The organism is Nocardia sp. bgisy134 (assembly GCF_057708325.1).
In genome coordinates this window covers 81987-101928 of sequence record NZ_JBYIRW010000005.1, presented here as the reverse complement: position 1 = coordinate 101928, position 19942 = coordinate 81987, and the positions used below count along the sequence as shown (strand labels likewise).

At 68.8% G+C, this 19942-nt stretch carries 16 protein-coding genes and 1 tRNA gene; 12 read left to right on the top strand and 5 right to left on the bottom strand.

Annotated features, from left to right (window positions below; all coding sequences use genetic code 11):
* Positions 1–4: 4 nt before the first annotated feature.
* The 4 genes from AC3ERS_RS11345 to AC3ERS_RS11330 all read left to right on the top strand — a co-directional run bounded on the left by AC3ERS_RS11345 (position 5) and on the right by AC3ERS_RS11330 (position 5755).
* Positions 5–1684, top strand: coding sequence for an ABC transporter family substrate-binding protein (locus AC3ERS_RS11345; RefSeq protein WP_431966363.1), 1680 nt, complete (start codon positions 5–7; stop codon positions 1682–1684).
* On the top strand, positions 1681–3363 hold the full coding sequence (locus tag AC3ERS_RS11340) for an ABC transporter family substrate-binding protein (protein ID WP_431966361.1): 1683 nt from the start codon (positions 1681–1683) through the stop codon (positions 3361–3363). Before AC3ERS_RS11345 ends, AC3ERS_RS11340 begins: the two co-directional genes overlap by 4 nt.
* Positions 3364–3431: 68 nt before the next feature.
* Complete coding sequence (locus AC3ERS_RS11335) at positions 3432–5102, top strand: ABC transporter family substrate-binding protein (RefSeq protein ID WP_431966359.1); 1671 nt, start codon at positions 3432–3434, stop codon at positions 5100–5102.
* Complete coding sequence (locus AC3ERS_RS11330; RefSeq protein WP_431966357.1) at positions 5099–5755, top strand: hypothetical protein; 657 nt, start codon at positions 5099–5101, stop codon at positions 5753–5755. The genes AC3ERS_RS11335 and AC3ERS_RS11330 overlap by 4 nt, the downstream gene beginning before the upstream one ends.
* Positions 5756–5835: 80 nt before the next feature.
* Here the strand turns inward: AC3ERS_RS11330 and AC3ERS_RS11325 are convergent, their stop codons facing one another.
* On the bottom strand, positions 5836–6231 hold the full coding sequence (locus tag AC3ERS_RS11325) for an NUDIX domain-containing protein (protein ID WP_431966355.1): 396 nt from the start codon (positions 6229–6231) through the stop codon (positions 5836–5838).
* A 145-nt stretch (positions 6232–6376) separates the two neighbouring features.
* On the opposite strand from AC3ERS_RS11325, the gene AC3ERS_RS11320 reads away from it, so the two are divergent.
* Positions 6377–7132: a FadR/GntR family transcriptional regulator gene (locus AC3ERS_RS11320; protein WP_431966353.1), complete on the top strand. Its 756-nt coding sequence runs from the start codon at positions 6377–6379 to the stop codon at positions 7130–7132.
* A 25-nt stretch (positions 7133–7157) separates the two neighbouring features.
* The gene (locus tag AC3ERS_RS11315) at positions 7158–7820 is read left to right on the top strand and encodes a sterol desaturase family protein (RefSeq protein ID WP_431966351.1); all 663 of its coding nucleotides are present in this window, start codon (positions 7158–7160) and stop codon (positions 7818–7820) included.
* 123 nt (positions 7821–7943) lie between these two features.
* Here AC3ERS_RS11315 and AC3ERS_RS11310 read toward each other — a convergent pair whose 3' ends face one another.
* Both AC3ERS_RS11310 and AC3ERS_RS11305 read right to left on the bottom strand, forming a co-directional pair.
* Positions 7944–9020, bottom strand: coding sequence for an alpha/beta hydrolase family protein (locus AC3ERS_RS11310; RefSeq protein ID WP_431966349.1), 1077 nt, complete (start codon positions 9018–9020; stop codon positions 7944–7946).
* A gap of 380 nt (positions 9021–9400) precedes the next feature.
* Positions 9401–9952, bottom strand: coding sequence for a TetR/AcrR family transcriptional regulator (locus AC3ERS_RS11305; protein WP_431966347.1), 552 nt, complete (start codon positions 9950–9952; stop codon positions 9401–9403).
* Positions 9953–10073: 121 nt separating this feature from the next.
* Between AC3ERS_RS11305 and AC3ERS_RS11300 the strand changes: the two genes are divergently transcribed.
* The 4 genes from AC3ERS_RS11300 (at position 10074) to AC3ERS_RS11285 (ending at position 15680) form a co-directional block, all read left to right on the top strand.
* Entirely contained in the window at positions 10074–10835 is a 762-nt protein-coding gene (locus tag AC3ERS_RS11300) for a carboxymuconolactone decarboxylase family protein (protein ID WP_431966345.1), read from the top strand.
* A gap of 128 nt (positions 10836–10963) precedes the next feature.
* Positions 10964–12382, top strand: a complete 1419-nt coding sequence (locus AC3ERS_RS11295) for an MFS transporter (RefSeq protein ID WP_431966343.1) — start codon at positions 10964–10966, stop codon at positions 12380–12382.
* A 63-nt stretch (positions 12383–12445) separates the two neighbouring features.
* Positions 12446–13387: a hypothetical protein gene (locus AC3ERS_RS11290; protein ID WP_431966341.1), complete on the top strand. Its 942-nt coding sequence runs from the start codon at positions 12446–12448 to the stop codon at positions 13385–13387.
* 31 nt (positions 13388–13418) lie between these two features.
* Positions 13419–15680 carry a heavy metal translocating P-type ATPase gene (locus tag AC3ERS_RS11285; RefSeq protein ID WP_431966339.1) on the top strand — a complete coding sequence of 754 codons (2262 nt, stop codon included), beginning with the start codon at positions 13419–13421 and terminating at the stop codon, positions 15678–15680.
* A 109-nt stretch (positions 15681–15789) separates the two neighbouring features.
* Here the strand turns inward: AC3ERS_RS11285 and AC3ERS_RS11280 are convergent, their stop codons facing one another.
* Positions 15790–16350, bottom strand: coding sequence for a dihydrofolate reductase family protein (locus tag AC3ERS_RS11280; RefSeq protein ID WP_431966337.1), 561 nt, complete (start codon positions 16348–16350; stop codon positions 15790–15792).
* Between the two features lie 337 nt (positions 16351–16687).
* Between AC3ERS_RS11280 and tuf the strand changes: the two genes are divergently transcribed.
* Entirely contained in the window at positions 16688–17869 is a 1182-nt protein-coding gene (gene tuf / locus AC3ERS_RS11275) for an elongation factor Tu (protein WP_431966335.1), read from the top strand.
* A 390-nt stretch (positions 17870–18259) separates the two neighbouring features.
* Complete coding sequence (locus AC3ERS_RS11270; RefSeq protein WP_431966333.1) at positions 18260–19699, top strand: lipase maturation factor family protein; 1440 nt, start codon at positions 18260–18262, stop codon at positions 19697–19699.
* A 136-nt stretch (positions 19700–19835) separates the two neighbouring features.
* Here AC3ERS_RS11270 and AC3ERS_RS11265 read toward each other — a convergent pair.
* Positions 19836–19908: transfer RNA gene (locus tag AC3ERS_RS11265), tRNA-Gly, on the bottom strand.
* Positions 19909–19942: the final 34 nt, after the last annotated feature.

Here is a 19942-nt window from a genome sequence, read left to right as displayed (position 1 = left end):
CAGCATGCGGATCCGTTCGAGGGGAATGCGCTGGGTCGCGGGCGCGGTGGCGGTCGGGCTGATCGCCGCCGGGTGCGGCGCGGGCGACGACGACTCGGCCGCAGGCCTGTCCGACGCGCTGGGCACCACCAGCGACATCAATCCCACACCCCGCGAGGAGGTCCGCGAGGGAGGCAACCTCCGGCTGGCGACCACCGCGTATCCGGCGAACTGGAACACCCTGTCCAACGACGGGAACGAGGCCGACATCGCCGATATCGAGCGCCCGATGATGCCGCGCGCGTTCGACACCGATGCCGCGGGCGAACTGTCGATCAACCACGACTATTTCACCGACGTCGCGCTGACCGGCACCGATCCGCAACAGGTCACCTACACCATCAACCCGAAGGCCGTCTGGTCCGACGGCGCCCCGATCACCTGGGAGGACATCCGTTTCCAGGCGAACGCGCTGAGCGGCAAGGACAAGCGGTTCCTGATCGCCATCACCAACGGTTTCGAGTTCGTGGAGAAGGTCGAGCGCGGCGTCGACGACCGCCAGGCCGTCCTCACGTTCAACCACCCCTACGCCGAATGGCGCGGCCAGTTCGCGGGCAACGCCGCGCTGTTCCCGAAATCGGTGACGCAGGATCCCGATGCGTTCAACCACAGCCTGGCCGATGCGATGGGACCGTCGGCGGGGCCCTTCCAGGTGCAGTCCACCGACCGTGGGCAGGGCCGGATCATCTTGGGCCGCAACCCCAACTGGTGGGGCGAGCGTCCCAAGCTGGACACCATCACCTACTCGGTGCTCGATCGCAGCGCCTGGGTCGCCGCGCTGCAGAACAACGAGATCGACGCGGTGGTGCTCAATTCCATCGACGACGTGAAGAACGTGCGGGGCACCGGCGGCCTCGAGGTCCGCAGGGCGCCGGGCAACCGCTGGCGGCACATCACCTTCAACGGCGCGCCCGGCTCGATCCTCGCCGATCCCGCGGTGCGCGTAGCCATTTCGAAGGCGATCGATCGCCAGGGCATCGCCACTGCCATCCAGAACGGCCTGGTGGAGAACCCGAAGCCGCTCAACAACCACGTCTACCTGCAAGGACAGCGTGGCTATCAGGACAACAGCCTGCCGTTCGATCCCGCCGCGGCGGCGCGCGAACTCGACGCGCTCGGCTGGAAGCTCAACGGCGACGTCCGCGAGAAGGACGGCCGCAAGCTGATCATCCGCGATGTGATGTACAACGACGCGCTGTGGGTGCAGATCGCGCAGATCATCCAGCAGAATCTGGCGCAGATCGGCGTCGGGCTCGTCATCGACACCAAACCGGGCGCGGGCTACTTCACCGACGTCATCCAGCCGGGTGATTTCGACGCCGCCCAGTTCGTGTTCCAGGGCGACGCCTTCCCGCTCAGCAGCATTCGGCAGATCTACTACTACGACCCCAACGACTTGCAGGGCAACTTCGGCCGCATCGGCTCGCCGGAACTGAACGCGCTCATCGAGCGCACCCTGCGCGAGCTGGATCCCGCGAAGGCCTTCGAGCTGGCCAACGAGGTGGACCGCAAAGTGTTCGAAGAGGGGCACTCGCTGCCGCTCACCCAGTCGGACGGCAGCTGGGGCGTACGCGCCGAAGTGGCCAACTTCGGCTCTCCCGGCCTGGCGTCCTACGACTACACCAAGATCGGATTCGTGAAATGACCGCAGCCCTCTCTTCTCGTCGTCGGCTCGGCCTCGGGGTCGCCGCGCCCGCGCTGGCCGTCGCGCTGCTGCTGGCGGGCTGTGGCGCGGACGCCTCCGTGCAGTCCGGCTCGAGCTCGATCGGCACCAGCAACGACATCAATCCCCGCGATCCCGGCGAGTTGCGCGACGGCGGCAATCTGCGCCTGGCGCTGACCAGCTTCCCGGAGACCTTCAACTCCTCGCACGTGGACGCCTCGGGCGACGTCGGGGACGTCGTCGAGTGGACGCTGCCCGGCACGGTGAGTTCCGACGCGGCGGGTGAGCTCACGACCGATGCCAACTACTTCACCCGCATCGAGCTCACCAACACCAATCCGCAGCAGATCACCTACACCATCAACCCCAAAGCCGTCTGGTCCGACGGCAGCCCGATCACCTGGGAGGACCTGCGCTCCCAGGCGAACGCGCTGAGCGGGCGGAACACGGCGTACCAGGTGCGCGCGACCCAGGGCTACAGCCGGGTCGACAAGGTCGAGCGTGGCGTCGACGACCGGCAGGCGATCGTCACCTTCGGGCAGCACTACGCCGAATGGCAGGGCCTGTTCAACCCGCTGTACCCGACGGTGTCGACCGGATCGCCGGAGTCGTTCGAGAACTGGGCGCGCAACAGCCTGCCGATCTCGTCCGGTCCGTTCCTGATCGACTCGATCGACCGCGCTCAGCAGCGCATCGTGCTGAAGCGCAACCCGAAGTGGTGGGGTGACACCCCGAAGCTCGACACCATCACCTTCAGCGTGCTCGACTACTCCGCGCGCATCTCCGCGCTGCAGAACAACGAGCTCGACTACGCCTCCGTATCCGGCATCGACGAGGTGAAGACCGCGACCAACTCGCCGGGCATCAAGGTGCGTCGCGCCGCCGCGCCGCGGTTCTCGCACTTCACCTTCAACGGTGCGCCGGGCTCGCTGCTGGAGGACCCGCAGCTGCGGATCGCCATCTCCAAGGCCATCGACCGGCAGGGCATCGCCACCGCGACGCAGAACGGCATCGTCGACGACCCGAAGCCGCTGAACAACCACGTCTACCTCAACGGCCAGAAGGGCTACCAGGACAACGCCGCCGCCGTCGCCTACGACCCCGAGGGCGCCGCGCGGATGCTCGACGAACTGGGCTGGAAGCTCAACGGCGACGTCCGCGAGAAGAACGGCCGCAAGCTGGAACTGCGCAATGTGATGTACCAGCAGGACACGTGGATTCAGATGGCGCAGATCGCCCAGCAGAACCTGGCCAAGGTGGGCGTGAAGATGATCATCCAAACCTACCCGGGCAACGGCCTTTTCACCGACGTGATCGATCCGGGCAACTTCGAGATCTGCCAGTTCACCTGGTCCGGCGGCATCCTCCCGCTCGGCGCGCTGCCGCAGATCTACGCCTACGACCCGAACAACCGGCTGAGCAACAAGGGTCGCATCGGCAGCCCCGAACTGAACGCGCTGATCGAGGAGACGATCTCCGAGCTCGACCCGAACAAGGCCATCGAGCTGGCCAACCGCGCCGACAAGATGATCTTCGACATCGGCCACTCGGTGCCGATCGTGCAGTCGGCGGGCACCGTCGCGGTGCGCGAGAACCTGGCCAATTACGGCGCGTTCGGGCTGGCCTCCTTCGACGCAACTAAAGTCGGCTTCGTGAAGTGATGTGATGCCGCGGCGACATGACGCGGCGACACCGATCAGGCGTCGACAGATGTGGAAGGACCAGCTCTATGCGGACACGCTCCTTGACCACCCGATTGGCGGCGCCACTCGCCGCGCTCGGCCTGATCCTGACCGGTTGTTCGGACAGCGGGAGCATCACGCCCGGCACCAGCACGATCGGCAGCACCAACGACATCAATCCGGTGGACCCGAGCCAGTTGCGCGAAGGCGGGAATCTACGCCTGGTGCTGAGTTCGTTCCCGGAGAACTTCAACGTGCTCCAGGTGGACGGCAATACCGAGAGCGGCGGGCTGGTGGCGGGCCCGACCATGCCCGCGCCGTTCGTCAGCAACGCGGCGGGCGAGCTCTCGGTGGACCACAACTTCTTCACCGATGTGCAGCTCACCAACACCAGCCCGCAGCAGGTCACCTACACCATCAACCCGAAAGCCGTGTGGTCCGACGGCAGCCCCATCACCTGGGAGGACCTGCGCTCCCAGGCCAACGCGCTCAGCGGTAAGGACAACGCGTACCTGATCGCGGGGCTCAGCGGCTTCGACCGGGTGGCGAAGGTCGAGCGCGGCGCGGACGACCGGCAGGCGATCGTCACGTTCGACCAGCCCTACGGCGAATGGCGCGGCCAGTTCAGCCCGCTCTACCCGAAGTCGGTCACCGGGTCTCCCGAAGCGTTCAACACCGCGAACCGGGACGGTCTGACGCTGAGCGCGGGCCCGTTCGTGATCACGAACATCGACCGTGCGCAGCAGCGCATCACCCTGAGCCGCAATCCGAAGTGGTGGGGCGACACCCCCAAGCTGGACACCATCACTTTCAGCGTGCTCGACCACAGCGCATGGCTGCCCGCGATCCAGAACAACGAGCTCGACATCGCCTACATGTCGGGCATCGAGAACGTGACGGCGGCGCGCAACGCGGCGAACGTCGTCATCCGGCGCGCGCCGGAACCGGCCTGGTCGCACCTGACCTTCAACGGCGCGCCCGGCTCGCTGCTGGAGGACCCGCAGCTGCGGATCGCCATTTCCAAGGCCATCGACCGGCAGGGCATCGTCACCGCGTCGCAGAACGGCGTGGTGGACAACCCGAAGCCGCTGAACAACCACATTTTCATGGCCGGCCAGAAGGGCTACCAGGACAACGCCGCGCCGATCTCCTACGACCCCGCCGAGGCGGCGCGGATGCTGGATCAGCTCGGCTGGAAGCTCAACGGCGACGTGCGCGAGAAGGACGGCCGGAGGCTGGAGATCCGCGACGTGATGTACCAGCAGGACGCCTGGGTGCAGACCGCGCAGATCGTGCAGCAGAACCTGGCCGCCGTCGGCGTGAAGCTGACCATCCAGACCGTGCCGGGCACCGGCCTGTTCAAGGACGTCATCGATCCGGGCAACTTCGACATCGCCCAGTTCAGCTGGCAAGGCAGCGCGCTGCCGCTCGGTGCGCTGCAGCAGATCTACTACTACGACCCGAACAACCTGATGGGCAACAAGGCCCGCATCGGGTCGCCGGAGCTCAACGCCCTGATCGACAAGACCATCGCGGAGCTGGACCCCGACAAGGCGATCGAGCTAGCCAACCAGAGCGATCAGATGATCTTCGTCGAGGGCTATTCGATTCCGCTGAACCAGGCTTCGGGCACCTACGCGGTGCGCGACAACCTCGCCAACTACGGCGCGTTCGGCCTCGCCACGCCGGACTACACCAAAGTCGGCTTCCTGAAGTGAGTTTCGGAGGCCATCCGGTGGCCTATCCGATCGGCGTGACGCTCGGCGCCCTCGCGGTCTGTGCCGCGTGGGCGCCGTTCGCCACCGTGGACCAGTTGGCGGCGCTGACGACGGTGGCACTGGCGATCCTGGGCTACACCGGGATTCGGCTTTCGATGGCCTTCGGCATGCTGCCTTGTGGACTGCCGGATTCGGGAGCCTTTCGGGTCGCTCGGATTCGGCAGCAGCACCGGTTGGTGAGCAGGTCCTGGTTGGAGGTCACCGACTCGGGTGGTTCGCGCCGCTGGCTGCCGGTGTACTTCGATCCGGCGCTGCTGACCATGACGGAGACCGAGGCGCGGGGCGGACGCATCATCCGCACCGCGGACCTGCGCCTCTACCCGTCGGGCCGGGCGCGCGACACCGAGCCGCCCGGCCGCCTCGTCGACAACCCGACCCGACCCGACCCCGACGCACCCCTGCTCGCCGCGACCGCCACCCGCCTGACCCGCCGCCTGTTGTTCGACGCCCAATCCGCCATCGCGGCCCCCTTCGCCGCTCTGCTCTGGATCTACATCGACGGCGGCGCCCTCCTCACCTTCACCGGCGCGCTCTGCGTCGCCGCCGCCACCACCACCTGGCTCGCCGCCATCCGCGGCTCCGACCCGAGCTAGTCAGCTCCGCTCCCACACACGGTGTGGACGCCGCACAGCGTCACCGCCTGTGTGCCGCGTGTGGTGGATGTGTGGCGAGCTCAGGTGAGCAGGCCGAGGGCGTCGGCGTGCGCGAGGGTCTCGCGGACGTGCCAGGGTAGTGGGACGCGGGTGGCTTCGGCGTAGGTCATCCATTCGAAATCGTCGTGCGCTCGGAGTTCGAGTTCCGGGCGGATCTCGTTCTCGAAGCAGCCGAACGTGATGGTGTGGACGTCGTCGTCGACGAAGCGCGTCAGCTCGTCGGCGACGAGGACGTCGAGACCGGTTTCCGCGGAGACCTCGCGGCGGACGGTCTGCGCCCAGGTCTCGTCCGGGGCGACGGCGCCGCCGGGGATTTCCCAGATGTCGGGCTCGGCGGTGTTCGAAACTCGGTGCAGCAGTAGCACTCTGCCCGCCCGGATCAGTAGTGCGTAAGCCCGCCTTCGCTGTTCTGCCATGCTTTCTCCCTCCCGGGTTCCAGTCTGCCACGGGTTCGTCGAAGGGTGCGTCGGTGCGCTCGGCGATCGGTCGCCGTCGGCATCGGTTTGGCACGAATTGGTCTGACCACTTGACCAGCTGACCATCAGGGCGCAGAGTAGACGCATGGCGTTGCAACCTGTTGTCAAAAGGTCGGTGTCGGCGGAGGTGTTCGAACAGATCGCCGCGGACGTGCTCAGCGGTGAACTCGCGCCCGGCTCGACGCTGCCGAGCGAACGTCAGCTGGCCGAAGCGCTCGGGGTCTCGCGGCCCGCGGTGCGCGAGGCGCTGCAACGCCTGGCGGCGGCGGGACTCGTGGCGGTGCGCCAGGGCGACGCCACCACAGTGCTCGACTATCGGCGCGGCGCCGGTCTGGAGGTGCTGCCCCGGCTGCTGGTGCGGGAGGGCATGCTCGAACCCGCCGTCGCGCGCAGCATCCTCGAAGTCCGCATGCACAACGGGCCGAAGGTGGCCGAGCTAGCGGCCGCGCGGATGGCCGCGACAGGCGCACCGAAGGCAGCGGCGGACGGCGCCGCCGATCGGGACCTGGTGCGCGCCCATCTCGAGCGCAGCGTGACGGCGCTGACCGCCGAAACCGATCCGATCGCGCTGCAACGGCACGCGCTGGAGTTCTGGGATCACGTGGTCGACGCGGCCGACTCGATCGTGTTCCGCCTGATGTTCAACATGCTGCGTGCCGCCTACGAACCCGCGCTCGCGGCGCTGGCCCCCGTCATGTCCGCCGAGGTGGGCAATGCCGATGGCTACCGCGAACTGGCCGCCGCCATCGTGGCGGGTCGGCCGAAGAAGGCCGCCGACAAGGCTCGGGCCCTGCTCGAACCGGCGACCACCGCCCTGATCGAGGCCCTCGGCGGGCATTGATCACGCAACACCCGAGGTGACAACGATGTCCAAAACCCAACTGCGCCGCGGCCTGACGCTCGGCGATGCCTTCCGCGAATTCGTTCGCCACCCCTCGCCGTGGATGATCGGCACGGCACTGGCGCTGGCCCTGATCGCGCGAATCCTGGTGGGCGACTGGCAGATCAGCGACGCGGTGCTGCCGCTGGCGATGCTCGCGGTGTTCCCCGCGTTCGAGTGGGTCGTGCACGTCATGGTGCTGCACTGGCGGCCGAAGCGCGTGGGCCCGATCTCCCTGGACAGCGAGCTGGCCCGCAAACACCGCCAGCACCACGTGGATCCGCGCAACATCCCGCTGATCTTCATTCCGACCCGTTCGCTGGTGGTGGTCATCGTCGCCCTGCTCGCGATCACCGCCCTGGCTTTCCCGCGCCTCGGCCTGGGGCTGACGTTCCTGCTCACCATCACGGTGCTGGGGCTGGGCTACGAGTGGACGCACTACCTGATCCATACCGACTACAAGCCGAAAAGGGCGTTGTACAAGGCGGTTTGGCGCAATCACCGGCATCACCATTACAAGAACGAGCATTTCTGGTTCACCGTGACCAGTTCGGGGACCGCGGACCGGATCTTCGGTACGTATCCGGACCCGGCTGAGGTGGCTACTTCGCCTACGGCGCGGAATTTGCATGGGGCGCAGGTGGGGTGACCGGGTCTCCGGGGCGGCCGTGGTCGGCTTGCCCCGGATTCCTTTCGGTCGGGCATGTGCGGTGAGGGGCGTTGCGGACGTCGGCACTTGGGTGTACCTGCCGTTCACGCGCGGACGGCCGGGCTAGCCTGCGCGCCACCGCAAGGCAGGGTCCTCGGGCATCGCGGCGTCGACGCCGAGCAGGTGCCCCGAGAGCCAGGCGGCCATGACCGCGCTGGTGATCGCCGCGCCGCGATTCGGGTCGATGGTGCCGCAGAGGTCGGTGGCGCAGCCGAAGGTCGGCATGTCGGTGCCGGTGTAGTGCCCGGCGCCTTCGAGGGTGACGATCGACGCGTCGGTGGCCGTCCATGAGGCGTGGACCATCGCGCCCATGGCCAGCAGCAGCACCGGCCGGTCGGTGTCCGGGGCTGCTTCGACCCCATCCCACACAGCGGGGCCGTCGAGGACGAGGCTGGTGCGGATCCGCGGTTCGACCGCCATGGTCGCCATCGCGGTCTGTCCGCCGTAGCTGTGGCCCGCCATCGCCATCCGGTCGAGGTCGCCGCGTGCGCCGACGACCGGCAGCGTGTGCAACTGGGAGAGGACGAGGCGGGTGTCGCGGATGCGCATGTCGAGCGCGGCTTGCATGAACGCGTGATCGGCTGCGTCCGGCGGGTTTCCGACCTGCACGCGTCCGCCGACCTCCACGGCCGGGGACTCCCCGGTGTGGTCGATCGCGACCACGACATACCCGCGCGAGGCCAGCTCCATCAACAGGCCGGAGGCGATCCAGCGCGGCGTGCCGAGGGCAGGCGACCAGATCACCACCGGCAGCAGCCCGCCCTCGGCGACCGGCGCGTCGACGGAGATCGGAAGGACCGTCGCGGACATCGCGGGCGCGGCGGCGGGTGTGTGCAGCCACAGCGCCGCCTTGGAGGCCATCTGCGCGGCGGCGGCCAGGGAGCTCGCCGGGATGTAGGGAGCGGCTCCGGGCTTGGTGGTGGTCGGATACCAGATCGACAGCGGGATCGTGCGCGCGCCCGCGGTGAGGGCGGCTTCGGTGCGGGCCACCGGGTGCGGCCCGCTCGGCGCAGGCACCGCGGCAGCCGGGCCGGTGATCCAGGTCGCGCCCGCCAGGAGCAAGACAGCGACCGCGGCGATCGTCCGCCGCCGGATCGGTTGCTTACCAGTTGCCCGTCCGCGCCGATGTAGCCACGCCACGTGCGCACCCCCCTCGTGCCCCTTTGTATTACCGGTTGTTGACAATAGCCGCCTCGTCCGACGAGCGCGCTTCGTGGGGTGTGGGATATGTCGCTGAAAAGTGCTGGGAGACAGCAGAATCGCACGTATCGGGGTCTCGCGGTGCAACCCTTCACTTCTGCGGTTCGGGAGGTACCCGGGGTCTGAGTGCGCCGGTCGATGACGTCGCCGACGCGGTAGAAGATCGCGCCGCCGAAGGCGTAGCGGTGCAGGTGCCCGCGCTCGCCCGCCTTCCGTATCGCGTCCTCGATGACGGCGGCACCGGCGAAATGTGGCAGCAGCCGCGCCGACTGGTTTGCGGTGCCGAACTGGTTGCGCGCCCTCGCGAAAAGGGCCACAGCTCAGTTCAACAACCGACCCGCGATCACCCCCGCACGGCGAGCCGCATCCGACGTCCCCTCCCGGACCGCGGTGACGATCGCACCATCCACCAGCAGCGCGAACTCGCCGGCCAGTTCCTCGGCATCGGCCCGCCCTGCCGCCGTGAGCAATTCGCCGAGGTACTCGATGACCCGGCGCTTGTGCCGATCCGCCACTCGGTGCGCGGCGGAGTCGCGGTCGGCCACCTCGATCATCGTGTTGATGAACGCGCAGCCGCGGAAGTCTTTGCGGGCGAAGCGTTCCGCGAGGGCGTCGAAGACGGCGAGTGGGGCGTCTTCGGGCGTGGCGGCGCGTGCTTCGACGGACTCGCGCAGCCAGTCCAGCCAGCGGCGGTCGCGGTCTTCGAGCACGGCGACGACCAGGTCGTCCTTGCTCGCGAAGTGGCGGTAGAAGGAGGCACGGCCGACGCCGGATTCCTGGAGCAGGCGGTCGACGCCGACGGCGCGGACGCCCTCGGCATAGAAGAGTTCTTCGGCGGTGGTGAGCAGACGCTGCCTGGCCTGGGTTGCCATACGTCCACCGTAGCAGAACGGAACTGATCGGTACCGATCTACTTGACGAAAACGGAACCAGTCAGTACCGTCAGCATTCAGTACCGATTGGTTCCGTTACGGTTCGAGCACTGGAGATCCGATGTCCCGACTCCCGACCCTCACCCCCGACAGCGCGGATGCCGAGCAGGCCGAACTGCTCGGCGAGGTGCGACGCCAGCTCGGCCGGGTGCCGAATCTCTATGCCGCCCTGGCAAACAGCCCCGCTACGCTGCGCGGCTACCTGTCCCTGCGCGACGCGCTGACCGGCGGCAAGCTGGACGCCCGCACCCGCGAACAGCTGGCGCTGCTGATCGCGGCCGAGAACGGCTGCGACTACTGCGTCGCCGCGCACACCATGCGGGCCGGGCGAATGGGCTTCAGCGAGAACGAGATCGAGGCAACCCGCGCGGCAACGGCGACCGACCCGCACGCCGACGCGGTGCTGCGTTTCGCGCGCGCCGTGCTGCGTTCGCGCGGACGTGTCGACGACGCACTGCTCGCCGAGGTCCGCACGCACGGCGTGACCGACGCCGAGCTGGCCGAGGCCGTCGGCCACATCGCGCTGAATGTGCTGTCCAACTACTTCAACCACGTGGCGAAGCCGGAGCTGGACTTCCCCGCCGCCACCCCCACCGCACCGGAAGGAACCACCATGACCACCACTTGGCGCACCGCGACCAGCGTCGAACTCGTCGAGGGCTACGCACTTCTGGACCGAACCGGCCAACCGGTGCGGCAGATCGAGGACGTGCAGATCCGCATCGAGGGCGGCTTCCTGCACATTCGCACGTCACCCGACGCCGAGATCCAGGTGGTGTCCGCCCCGGCCGTGGCCCGGGTCGCCTACCGCCTCGAATCCTGAACCGATCCCGCCGCTGGACCTCCTCCGCCATCCGGGATTTCGCGACACTTCCGTCTCGACACTTCATACCTTAGGGGGGTATGGTACCGCCGCAGCGACAGTCTCGCTCCGGAAAGGATGGAAATGCCATGACTACCCAGACCGCGCCCACCACCCGCAGGTGGTGGGCGCTGGCGGTGATCGCCGCCGCGCAATTCATGGTCATCATGGACACCTCTATCATCGGCATCGCGCTGCCGAAGATGCAGGCCGAACTCGGTTTCTCCCAAGAGAATCTGACCTGGGTGTTCAACGCGTACGTGGTCGCGTTCGGCGGCCTGCTGCTGCTCGGCGGGCGGCTGTCGGATCTGCTCGGCGCGCGCCGGGTGTTCGCGGCGGGCTGGCTGACGCTGCTCGTCGGCTCGGTGATCGCCGGCGCGGCGGGCAATGCCGCCACCGAGCTGATCGGGCGGGCCATCCAGGGCGGCGGCGCAGCCCTCATCGCCCCCTCGGCGCTGACGCTGCTGATGATGCTCTTCGGTTCCTCGCCGCAGGAGCTGACCAAGGCGCTGGCCGTCTACGGCGCCGCGGCGCCCGCGGGCGGCACGGCGGGCGTCTTCCTCGGCGGCGTCATCACCGAATATGTCAGCTGGCCTTGGGTTTTCTACATCAACATCCCGATCGCGCTGCTCGCGCTCGTCGCCGTGCCCGCGCTGATGCCGAGCGCCCCAGCCCGGTCGGGTTCGGTCGATCTGCTCGGCGCCGCCACGGTGACCGCCGGTCTCGCCGCCGCCGTCTACGGCATCGTCCGGGCGCCCGACGCGGGATGGGCGTCCGGCGAGACCTGGGGCGTGCTCGCGATCGCGGCCGTACTCCTCGCCGGTTTCGTCGTCATCCAGTCCCGTCGCCGCGAGCCGCTGATGCGTCTCGCCATCTTCCGCGCGCCGAATCTGGCCGCCGCCAATATCGCTCAGCTGCTGCTCGGCGCGGCGTGGGTGCCTATGTGGTTCTTCTTGAACCTGTACCTACAGCAGGTGCTCGGCTACAGCGCGTTCCCGTCCGGCGCGGCGCTGCTCCCGATGACCACGCTGATCATGCTCGGCATGATCGCGCTCGCTCCGCGCGCCATGCAGCGCTTCGGCGCCAAGCCGATGATCGTCACCGGCCTGCTCGTGCTCGCGCTCGGCTTGGCCATCATGTCGCTGGTGCGGCCCACCGGGAATTTCTGGGTCGACGTGCTGCCCGCCTCGCTGGTGGCCGCGGGCGGCATGTCGCTGGCCTTCATACCCTCGTTGGGTACTGCCATCGCGGCGGCTCGCCCGGAGGAGGGCGGCCTCGCCTCGGGCATCGTCAACGTCAGCTACCAGGTCGGCTCGGCCGTCGGCCTGGCCGCGATGACGGCCGTCGCCGCGGCGTTCGGCGCCGACCAGGTCACCGATATCCCTGAGCTGACCAGTGGTTTCTCGGCGGCCTTCCTGGGCGCGGCGGTGATCGCGCTCGCCGGAGCGGGCATCGCCGCGGTGACCATGCGGGCGCAGGCGACGGAATCCGTACCGGAACGGGTTTGACAAAATACCCTAGGGGGGTATGGTAAAGCCCGAGCACAACGACAACCCGGAAACGGAGCCACGATGAACGCGACAACCAAGTTCGCCGGCTTCGCCCTCGGACTCGCGGCGGTCTTCGGGATCGCGCTCGCGACCGGAGCGGCACTCGGCCCGGAGCCCACCGACACCCCCGCGCACGACACCCACGCGACCGGGCCCGCCACCGACGGCGGGTCCGGCGCGGCGGAACTGCCCGGCGGACTGCTGGTCACCTCCGGCGGCTACACCCTGAGCCTGGACACCCCGCAGACCACCGCGGCCCCCAACACACCGCTGCGGTTCCGCATCCTGGATCGGCAAGGCGCACCGGTCACCCGCTACGTCCGCAGCCACGACAAGGACCTGCATCTGATCGTGGTGCGCCGTGACATGACCGCCTTCCAGCACGTACACCCGGTGCTGGACGGCAACGGAACCTGGAGCGTCCCGCTCGACCTCACCCGCGCGGGCGACTACCGCGTGTTCGCCGACTTCACCCCCGACGGCGGCGAGAACCTGACGCTCGGCGCCGACCTGCGCGTCGCGGGCGCCTACGACCCGCGGCCGCTGCCGGTCGCCGCGAGCACCGCCGCGGTGAACGGCTACACCGTCACCCTGGACGGCGCGATCACGCAGGGCCGGTCCTCGCAGGTGACGCTGTCGGTGAGCAAAGACGGCAAGCCCGTCACAAATCTCCAGCCCTACCTCGGCGCCTACGGCCACCTGGTCGCGCTGCGCGCCGCCGACCTCGCCTACCTGCACGTTCACCCGGAGGGCCACCCCGGTGACGGCATCACGCCCGCGGGTCCCGGCATCACCTTCTCCGTGACTGCTCCGAGCGCGGGCGACTACCGCCTGTTCCTCGATTTCCAGCACGAAGGGGTGGTGCGCACCGCCGAGTTCACGGTCTCGGTACCGTCGGGCAACGCGCGGCCCGCCGAGCCGACCGGGCACGGCGGAAACACCGAGCCGGGCCACGGCCACTGATCACCCCCGTGCCGCAGAGAAAGGAATTCCGATGACGACCGCGACACAATCACCGGCCACCGGCCAGGTCGAATTGGTGATCGGCGGCATGACCTGCGCGTCGTGCGCCAACCGCATCGAGAAGAAGCTCAACAAGCTGGACGGCGTCATCGCCACCGTCAACTACGCGACCGAAAAGGCGCGAGTGGACTTCACCGGTGACGTCTCCCCGGAGGATCTGATCGCCACCGTCGAGCAGGCCGGCTACACCGCCGCGCTGCCCGCGCCGCAGACTCCGGCCGCGGACACCACCGAAGACGCTGCCGCCGAGGCGGATCCGACCGCGGCCCTGCGGACCCGGCTGCTCGTCTCGCTGGTGCTGACCGTTCCGGTGATCGCCATGGCGATGATCCCCGCCTTGCAGTTCACCAACTGGCAGTGGCTCTCGCTGACGCTGGCCGCCCCGGTCGTGGTCTGGGGCGCGCTGCCGTTCCACCGCGCGGCGTGGACCAACCTGCGGCACGGCACCGCCACCATGGACACCCTGGTGTCGATGGGCACCCTCGCCGCGCTCGGCTGGTCGCTGTACGCGCTGTTCTGGGGCACCGCGGGCACGCCGGGCATGACCCACCCGTTCGAGTTCACGATTTCCCGAATGGACGGCACCGGCAACATCTACCTGGAGGCCGCGGCGGGCGTCACCACGTTCATCCTGGCCGGGCGCTTCTTCGAGGCCAGGTCCAAGCGGCGGGCGGGTGCGGCGCTGCGCGCCCTACTGGAGCTCGGCGCGAAGGAAGTATCGGTACTTCGTGACGGTGTCGAGCAGCGGATTCCGATCGAACAGCTCGGTGTCGGAGACGAATTCGTGGTCCGTCCCGGCGAGAAGATCGCTACCGACGGCGTGATCGCGGAAGGTTCCTCCGCGGTCGACGCCTCGATGCTGACCGGCGAATCGGTGCCGGTCGAGGTGGGCAAGGACGACGCCGTGGTCGGCGCGACGGTCAACGTCGGCGGCCGGCTCGTGGTGCGCGCCACCAGGATCGGGGCCGATACGCAGCTCGCGCAGATGGCCGCTCTCGTCGAGGACGCGCAGACCGGCAAGGCGCAGGCGCAGCGGCTGGCCGACAAGATCTCCGGGATCTTCGTGCCGGTGGTGATCGCGCTCGCGGTCGCGACGCTCGGATTCTGGCTCGGTACCGGCGGTTCCGTGGCGGCGGCGTTCACCGCGGCGGTCGCGGTGCTGATCATCGCCTGCCCGTGCGCCCTCGGCCTGGCCACCCCGACCGCGCTGATGGTCGGCACCGGACGCGGCGCGCAGCTCGGCATCCTGATCAAGGGCCCCGAAGTGCTGGAGTCGACCCGCCGGGTGGACACCGTGGTGCTGGACAAGACCGGCACCGTCACCACCGGCAAGATGACCCTGCTCGACGTGATCGCCGCCGACGGCGAGGACGTGGGCGAGGTCCTGGCTCTGGCCGGGGCGCTGGAGGATTCGTCGGAGCACCCGATCGCGCAGGCGATCGCCAAGGGCGCCCGCGAGAAGGTCGGCGAGCTCGCGCCGGTCGAGGAGTTCGCCAATATCGAGGGCCTCGGTGTGCAGGGTGTGGTCGACGGGCACGCGGTGATCGTCGGCCGGGCCCGGCTGCTGGCCGACTGGTCGCAGCGCCTGGACGCCGAGCTGGAGCGGGCCATGCACGCGGCCGAGTCCGAGGGCAAGACCGCGGTCGCGGTCGGCTGGGACGGCAAGGCGCGCGGCGTGCTGGTGGTGGCCGACGCGGTGAAATCGACCTCGGCCGAGGCGATCTCGCAGCTGAAGGCGCTCGGCATGACCCCGATCATGCTGACCGGCGACAACAAGGCGGCGGCCAGGGCCATCGCCGATCAGGTCGGCATCGACGAGGTGATCGCCGAGGTGCTGCCGCAGGACAAGGTCGCGACCGTCGAGCGGTTGCAGGCCGAGGGCAAGGTGGTCGCGATGGTCGGCGACGGCGTCAACGACGCCGCGGCGCTGGCCAAGGCCGATCTCGGTCTGGCCATGGGCACCGGCACCGACGTCGCCATCGAGGCCAGCGATCTGACCCTGGTGCGCGGCGACCTGCGCGCCGCCGCGGACGCGATCCGGTTGTCCCGCAAGACACTCGGCACCATCAAGGGCAATCTGTTCTGGGCCTTCGCCTACAACGTGGCCGCGATCCCGCTGGCCATGGCGGGCCTGCTGAACCCGATGCTCGCCGGTGCGGCGATGGCGTTCTCCTCGGTGTTCGTCGTCAGCAACAGCCTGCGACTGCGCGGCTTCCGCTCCACCGCACGGTAGCGCGAAAACTCGATCGGCGGTTGCGCGAAACCCGAACGGCAGCCAGGCGAAATCGATCGGGCGGGACGGCACCCCACACGGCCGTCCCGCCCATTTCGTGTGTGCCGGATCAGTCGAAGGAAGGGCGAACCACGCTGTGGGCGGTGACCTTGTAGGTCGCCAGGATCACGCCGTTGTCCAGGACTTCCGAGGCGGCCAGCTCCATGGTGTCCTCGGCGTCGACGGCGTCGAACAGCCGCTGGCCCTTGCCGAGCAGCACCGGGTAGATCACCAGCCGGTATTCGTCGACGAGCTGGTTGGCACGCAGCGTGTTGATCAGGCTGCCGCTGCCGAAGACCAGCAGATTCTGCTCGGCGCGCAGCTTGGCCACGCCCTCGGCGACATCGCCCTCGATGCGGTCGGCATTCCATTCCAGCTCGGTGAGCGAGGTGGTGGCGACGTGCTTGGGCATGCTGTTCATCCGGACCTTGTAGTCGCCCTCCTCCGGGTGCTCGGGCCAGGACGCGGCGAAGCCCTCGTAGGTCGTGCGGCCGAGCAGCAGCGCGTCGGCGTCGAACACCTCGCGGCTCTTGAAGTTCGCGATGCTGTCGTTCCAGAACGGGAACGTCCAGGAGGGATTCTCGATGATCCCGTCGGCGGAAACGAATTCGGAGACGACGACCTTGCCCATTGTGACCTCGCTTGTGTGGGTGTGCCCGGAGCTTCCGGAGCATCTCACACATGCAGACGGGACAGGCTCGGGAAACTCATCGCCGCGAAAATCGCTCGCGGTATCACCCGTCGCGGCCGTACCGTGCTTCTCATGTTCCGGCTCGCCATCGCCCTGGAGTCCGCTGTCGCGGGCGCGATGGCGGCTGCCCTGGCAGCGGCGGCAGTGGCCGCGCTGCTCGACGGCGCCCGACGCTGACCTTCCCCGGGATGTCCCGGGACCTCCGACGGGGAAGGTGCCCCCGTCGGAGAGGTCCCCCATGACATTCGGGCGCTCGCCCGGTAACCGAGGAACACACATGTCGAAGCACACCTACGCCCGCACCAAGCCGCACCTGAACATCGGCACGATGGGGCACGTCGACCACGGCAAGACCACGCTGACCGCCGCGATCACCAAGGTGCTCGCCGAGCGGGGCGGCGGCGCGTTCGTGCCGTTCGACCGGATCGACCGCGCTCCCGAAGAGGCCATGCGCGGCATCACGATCAACATCGCGCACGTCGAATACGAGACGGCCACACGGCATTACGCGCACGTCGACATGCCGGGCCACGCCGACTTCGTGAAGAACATGATCACCGGCGCGTCCCAGCTGGACGGCGCGATCCTGGTGGTCTCCGCGCAGGACGGCGTGATGCCGCAGACGGCCGAGCACGTGCTGCTCGCCAGGCAGGTCGGCGTCGAGCACATCGTGGTGGCGCTCAACAAGGCCGACGCGGGCGACCCGGAGCTGCTCGAACTGATCGAACTGGAGATCCGCGAACTGCTCACCGCCCAGGGCTATTCGGGCGACACCACGCCGATCGTGCGGGTCTCCGGGCTGCGCGCGCTGGCGGGCGACGAGCGCTGGACGGCGGCGCTGCTCGAACTGCTCGACGCGGTGGACGTGCACGTGCCGATACCGGTGCGCTACACCGATGCGCCGTTCCTGCTTCCGGTGGAGAACGTCCTCACCATCACCGGGCGCGGAACGGTCGTCACCGGGGCGATCGAACGCGGCCGGGTCCGGCTCGGCGACCGGGTCGAGTTGCTCGGTCTCGGCGCGGACGAACTCACGACCGTGGTCACCGGCGTCGAAACCTTCGGCAAGACCATGGAATTCGCCGAGGCGGGCGACAATGTCGCGCTGCTGCTGCGCGGCGTGCAGCGCGGTCAGGTTCGCCGCGGCCAAGTGGTCGCCGCGCCGGGCAGCATCGCGGTGCGCACCCGCTTCACCGCCCGCGTGTACCTGCTGGGGGCCGCCGAGGGCGGCAGGCGCACCCCGATCACCAGCGGCTACCGGCCGCAGTTCTACGTGCGCACCGGCGACGTGGTCGGCGACGTCACCCTGCCCGCGGGCACGGCGCTCGCCCTCCCCGGCGAGACGGTCGAGCTGACCGTCGACCTGGGCCGCCCGGTCCCGCTGGAGCCGAACCTCGGCTTCGCCATCCGCGAAGGCGGGCGGACGGTAGGCGCGGGCACGGTCCTCACCGTCGCCTGAAACCGGTCCCGTCTCGATCGCCCACCCCCGACCGAGACGGGACCCAACCGCGCGCCTCGGCGGGACGGTCCCACATACCGCGTGCACGCCTCACACAGTCGGCGGTTGTGTGAGGCGTATACACGCTCTGTGCGGCGGGCGTGCTCGAGCGGCGAGCACCCGGCTGACCGACCGGTGCCACACAGCAAGTGGTCGCCTCACACAGGCGGTGCCCATGTGAGGCGTGCACGCGGGCTGTGAGATCGGGGCGGGGTTCGCATTGCCTTGTGACGCGTCGCGGAGGGTGTAGAGGTCGGGAGGGAGTGGCGGCGGGCTGCGGGGCGTTTTCGCACTGGTCGGTCGGGTAACCAGCAAGCACCATGGGCTTCCACGGTCCGAGGAGCTGCGGGCATGGAGTGGTTCACGGCGCCCGAATACTGGCAGGCCAGGCTGGTGTTCCAGCGTGGCCTGGCCGTTGTGTACCTGCTCGCCTTTCTCGGGGCGGCGCTGCAATTCCGCGCGCTGATCGGTGAGCACGGCATGCTGCCCGCGCCGCGGTTCCTGCGGCGGGTTTCGCCGCGGCGGTCACCTAGCTTGTTCCACCTGCACTATTCGGACCGGTTCTTCGCGGGCGTCGCGTGGGCGGGGGTGGCGCTGGCGGCGGCGCTGGTCGCGGGAATCGGGGATCTGGTGCCGCTGTGGGCGGCCATGGCGCTGTGGGCGGTGCTGTGGGGGCTGTACCTCTCGATCGTCAACATCGGCCAGGTGTGGTACTCGTTCGGCTGGGAATCGCTGCTGCTGGAGACCGGTTTTCTCGCGATCTTCCTCGGCAACGACACCGTGGCGCCGCCGCTGCTCGTGCTGCTGCTCGCCCGGTGGCTGGTGTTCCGGGTGGAGTTCGGCGCCGGGCTGATCAAGATGCGCGGCGACCCGTGCTGGCGCGATCTGACCTGCCTGTACTACCACCACGAGACCCAGCCGATGCCGGGCCCGCTCAGCTGGTTCTTCCACCATCTGCCTCGGCCGCTGCACCGGATGGAGGTTGCGGCCAATCATGTCGCCCAGCTCGTGGTGCCGTTCGGGTTGTTCGCGCCGCAACCGGTGGCGAGCATCGCCGCGATTCTGATCATCGTCACCCAGCTGTGGCTGGTGCTCTCCGGCAACTTCGCCTGGCTGAACTGGCTGACGATCCTGCTCGCGTTCACCGCGCTGGAGGCTTGGGTCTTCGGCCCGCTGCCCATCCCCGAGGCGGGGACGCTGCCCGAGCCGCCCCTGTGGTTCGCCGGCGCGGTGCTCATCCTGACCGTGGCCACCGTCGGCCTCAGTTATTGGCCGGTGCGCAACATGTGCTCCAGAAACCAGCGAATGAACACCTCGTTCAACCCGTACCACCTCGTCAACACCTACGGCGCCTTCGGAAGCATCGACCGGGTGCGCAACGAGGTGGTCATCGAAGGCACCGCCGACGCCCGGATCTCCGACGAAACCGTGTGGCGGGAATACGAATTCAAGGGCAAACCGGGTGACCCGCACCGCTGGCCGCGCCAGTTCGCGCCCTACCACCTGCGACTGGACTGGTTGATGTGGTTCGCCGCCATCTCACCCCGCTACGCGGCGTCCTGGCTGCTCCCCTTCGTCGTCCGGCTGCTCCAGAACGACCCCGCCACCCTGCGCCTGCTGCGCCACTGCCCGTTCCCCGACGCCCCGCCCCGCTACATCCGCGCCCGCCTCTACGAGTACCACTACACCTCCCCGCACGAACTCCGCCGCGACCGCACCTGCTGGCGCCGCGAACTCGTCGACGACTACCTCCCGCCGCTCACCCTGCACCAGGCCCGCGGCTTCGCGTAGTGCCTGGCGCGGCGTTTGCTGGGCCGAGAGCGGCAGTGGGCGTTTCCGATCGGGGGCACGGATCATGGCCGATCGACGAGTCGCGTGAGGGATTGGTGAAAGGTGTCGCGCACGAGCGACATGAAGGGAATCGAAGAGCGGATGACGGGATTCGAACCCGCGACCCTCACCTTGGCAAGGTGATGCGCTACCAGCTGCGCTACATCCGCATGCACCGCGTGGCGTCCCGGGGGCGCGTTGCCG

Coding starts and splice junctions, on each gene's coding strand:
- AC3ERS_RS11345 (WP_431966363.1), top strand. CDS start 5: ATGCGGATCCGTTCGAGGGGAATGCGCTGGGTCGCGGGCGCGGTGGCG.
- AC3ERS_RS11335 (WP_431966359.1), top strand. CDS start 3,432: ATGCGGACACGCTCCTTGACCACCCGATTGGCGGCGCCACTCGCCGCG.
- AC3ERS_RS11320 (WP_431966353.1), top strand. CDS start 6,377: ATGGCGTTGCAACCTGTTGTCAAAAGGTCGGTGTCGGCGGAGGTGTTC.
- AC3ERS_RS11325 (WP_431966355.1), bottom strand. CDS start 6,231: ATGGCAGAACAGCGAAGGCGGGCTTACGCACTACTGATCCGGGCGGGC.
- AC3ERS_RS11295 (WP_431966343.1), top strand. CDS start 10,964: ATGACTACCCAGACCGCGCCCACCACCCGCAGGTGGTGGGCGCTGGCG.
- AC3ERS_RS11285 (WP_431966339.1), top strand. CDS start 13,419: ATGACGACCGCGACACAATCACCGGCCACCGGCCAGGTCGAATTGGTG.
- AC3ERS_RS11305 (WP_431966347.1), bottom strand. CDS start 9,952: ATGGCAACCCAGGCCAGGCAGCGTCTGCTCACCACCGCCGAAGAACTC.
- AC3ERS_RS11315 (WP_431966351.1), top strand. CDS start 7,158: ATGTCCAAAACCCAACTGCGCCGCGGCCTGACGCTCGGCGATGCCTTC.
- AC3ERS_RS11290 (WP_431966341.1), top strand. CDS start 12,446: ATGAACGCGACAACCAAGTTCGCCGGCTTCGCCCTCGGACTCGCGGCG.
- AC3ERS_RS11340 (WP_431966361.1), top strand. CDS start 1,681: ATGACCGCAGCCCTCTCTTCTCGTCGTCGGCTCGGCCTCGGGGTCGCC.
- AC3ERS_RS11280 (WP_431966337.1), bottom strand. CDS start 16,350: ATGGGCAAGGTCGTCGTCTCCGAATTCGTTTCCGCCGACGGGATCATC.
- tuf (WP_431966335.1), top strand. CDS start 16,688: ATGTCGAAGCACACCTACGCCCGCACCAAGCCGCACCTGAACATCGGC.
- AC3ERS_RS11300 (WP_431966345.1), top strand. CDS start 10,074: ATGTCCCGACTCCCGACCCTCACCCCCGACAGCGCGGATGCCGAGCAG.
- AC3ERS_RS11270 (WP_431966333.1), top strand. CDS start 18,260: ATGGAGTGGTTCACGGCGCCCGAATACTGGCAGGCCAGGCTGGTGTTC.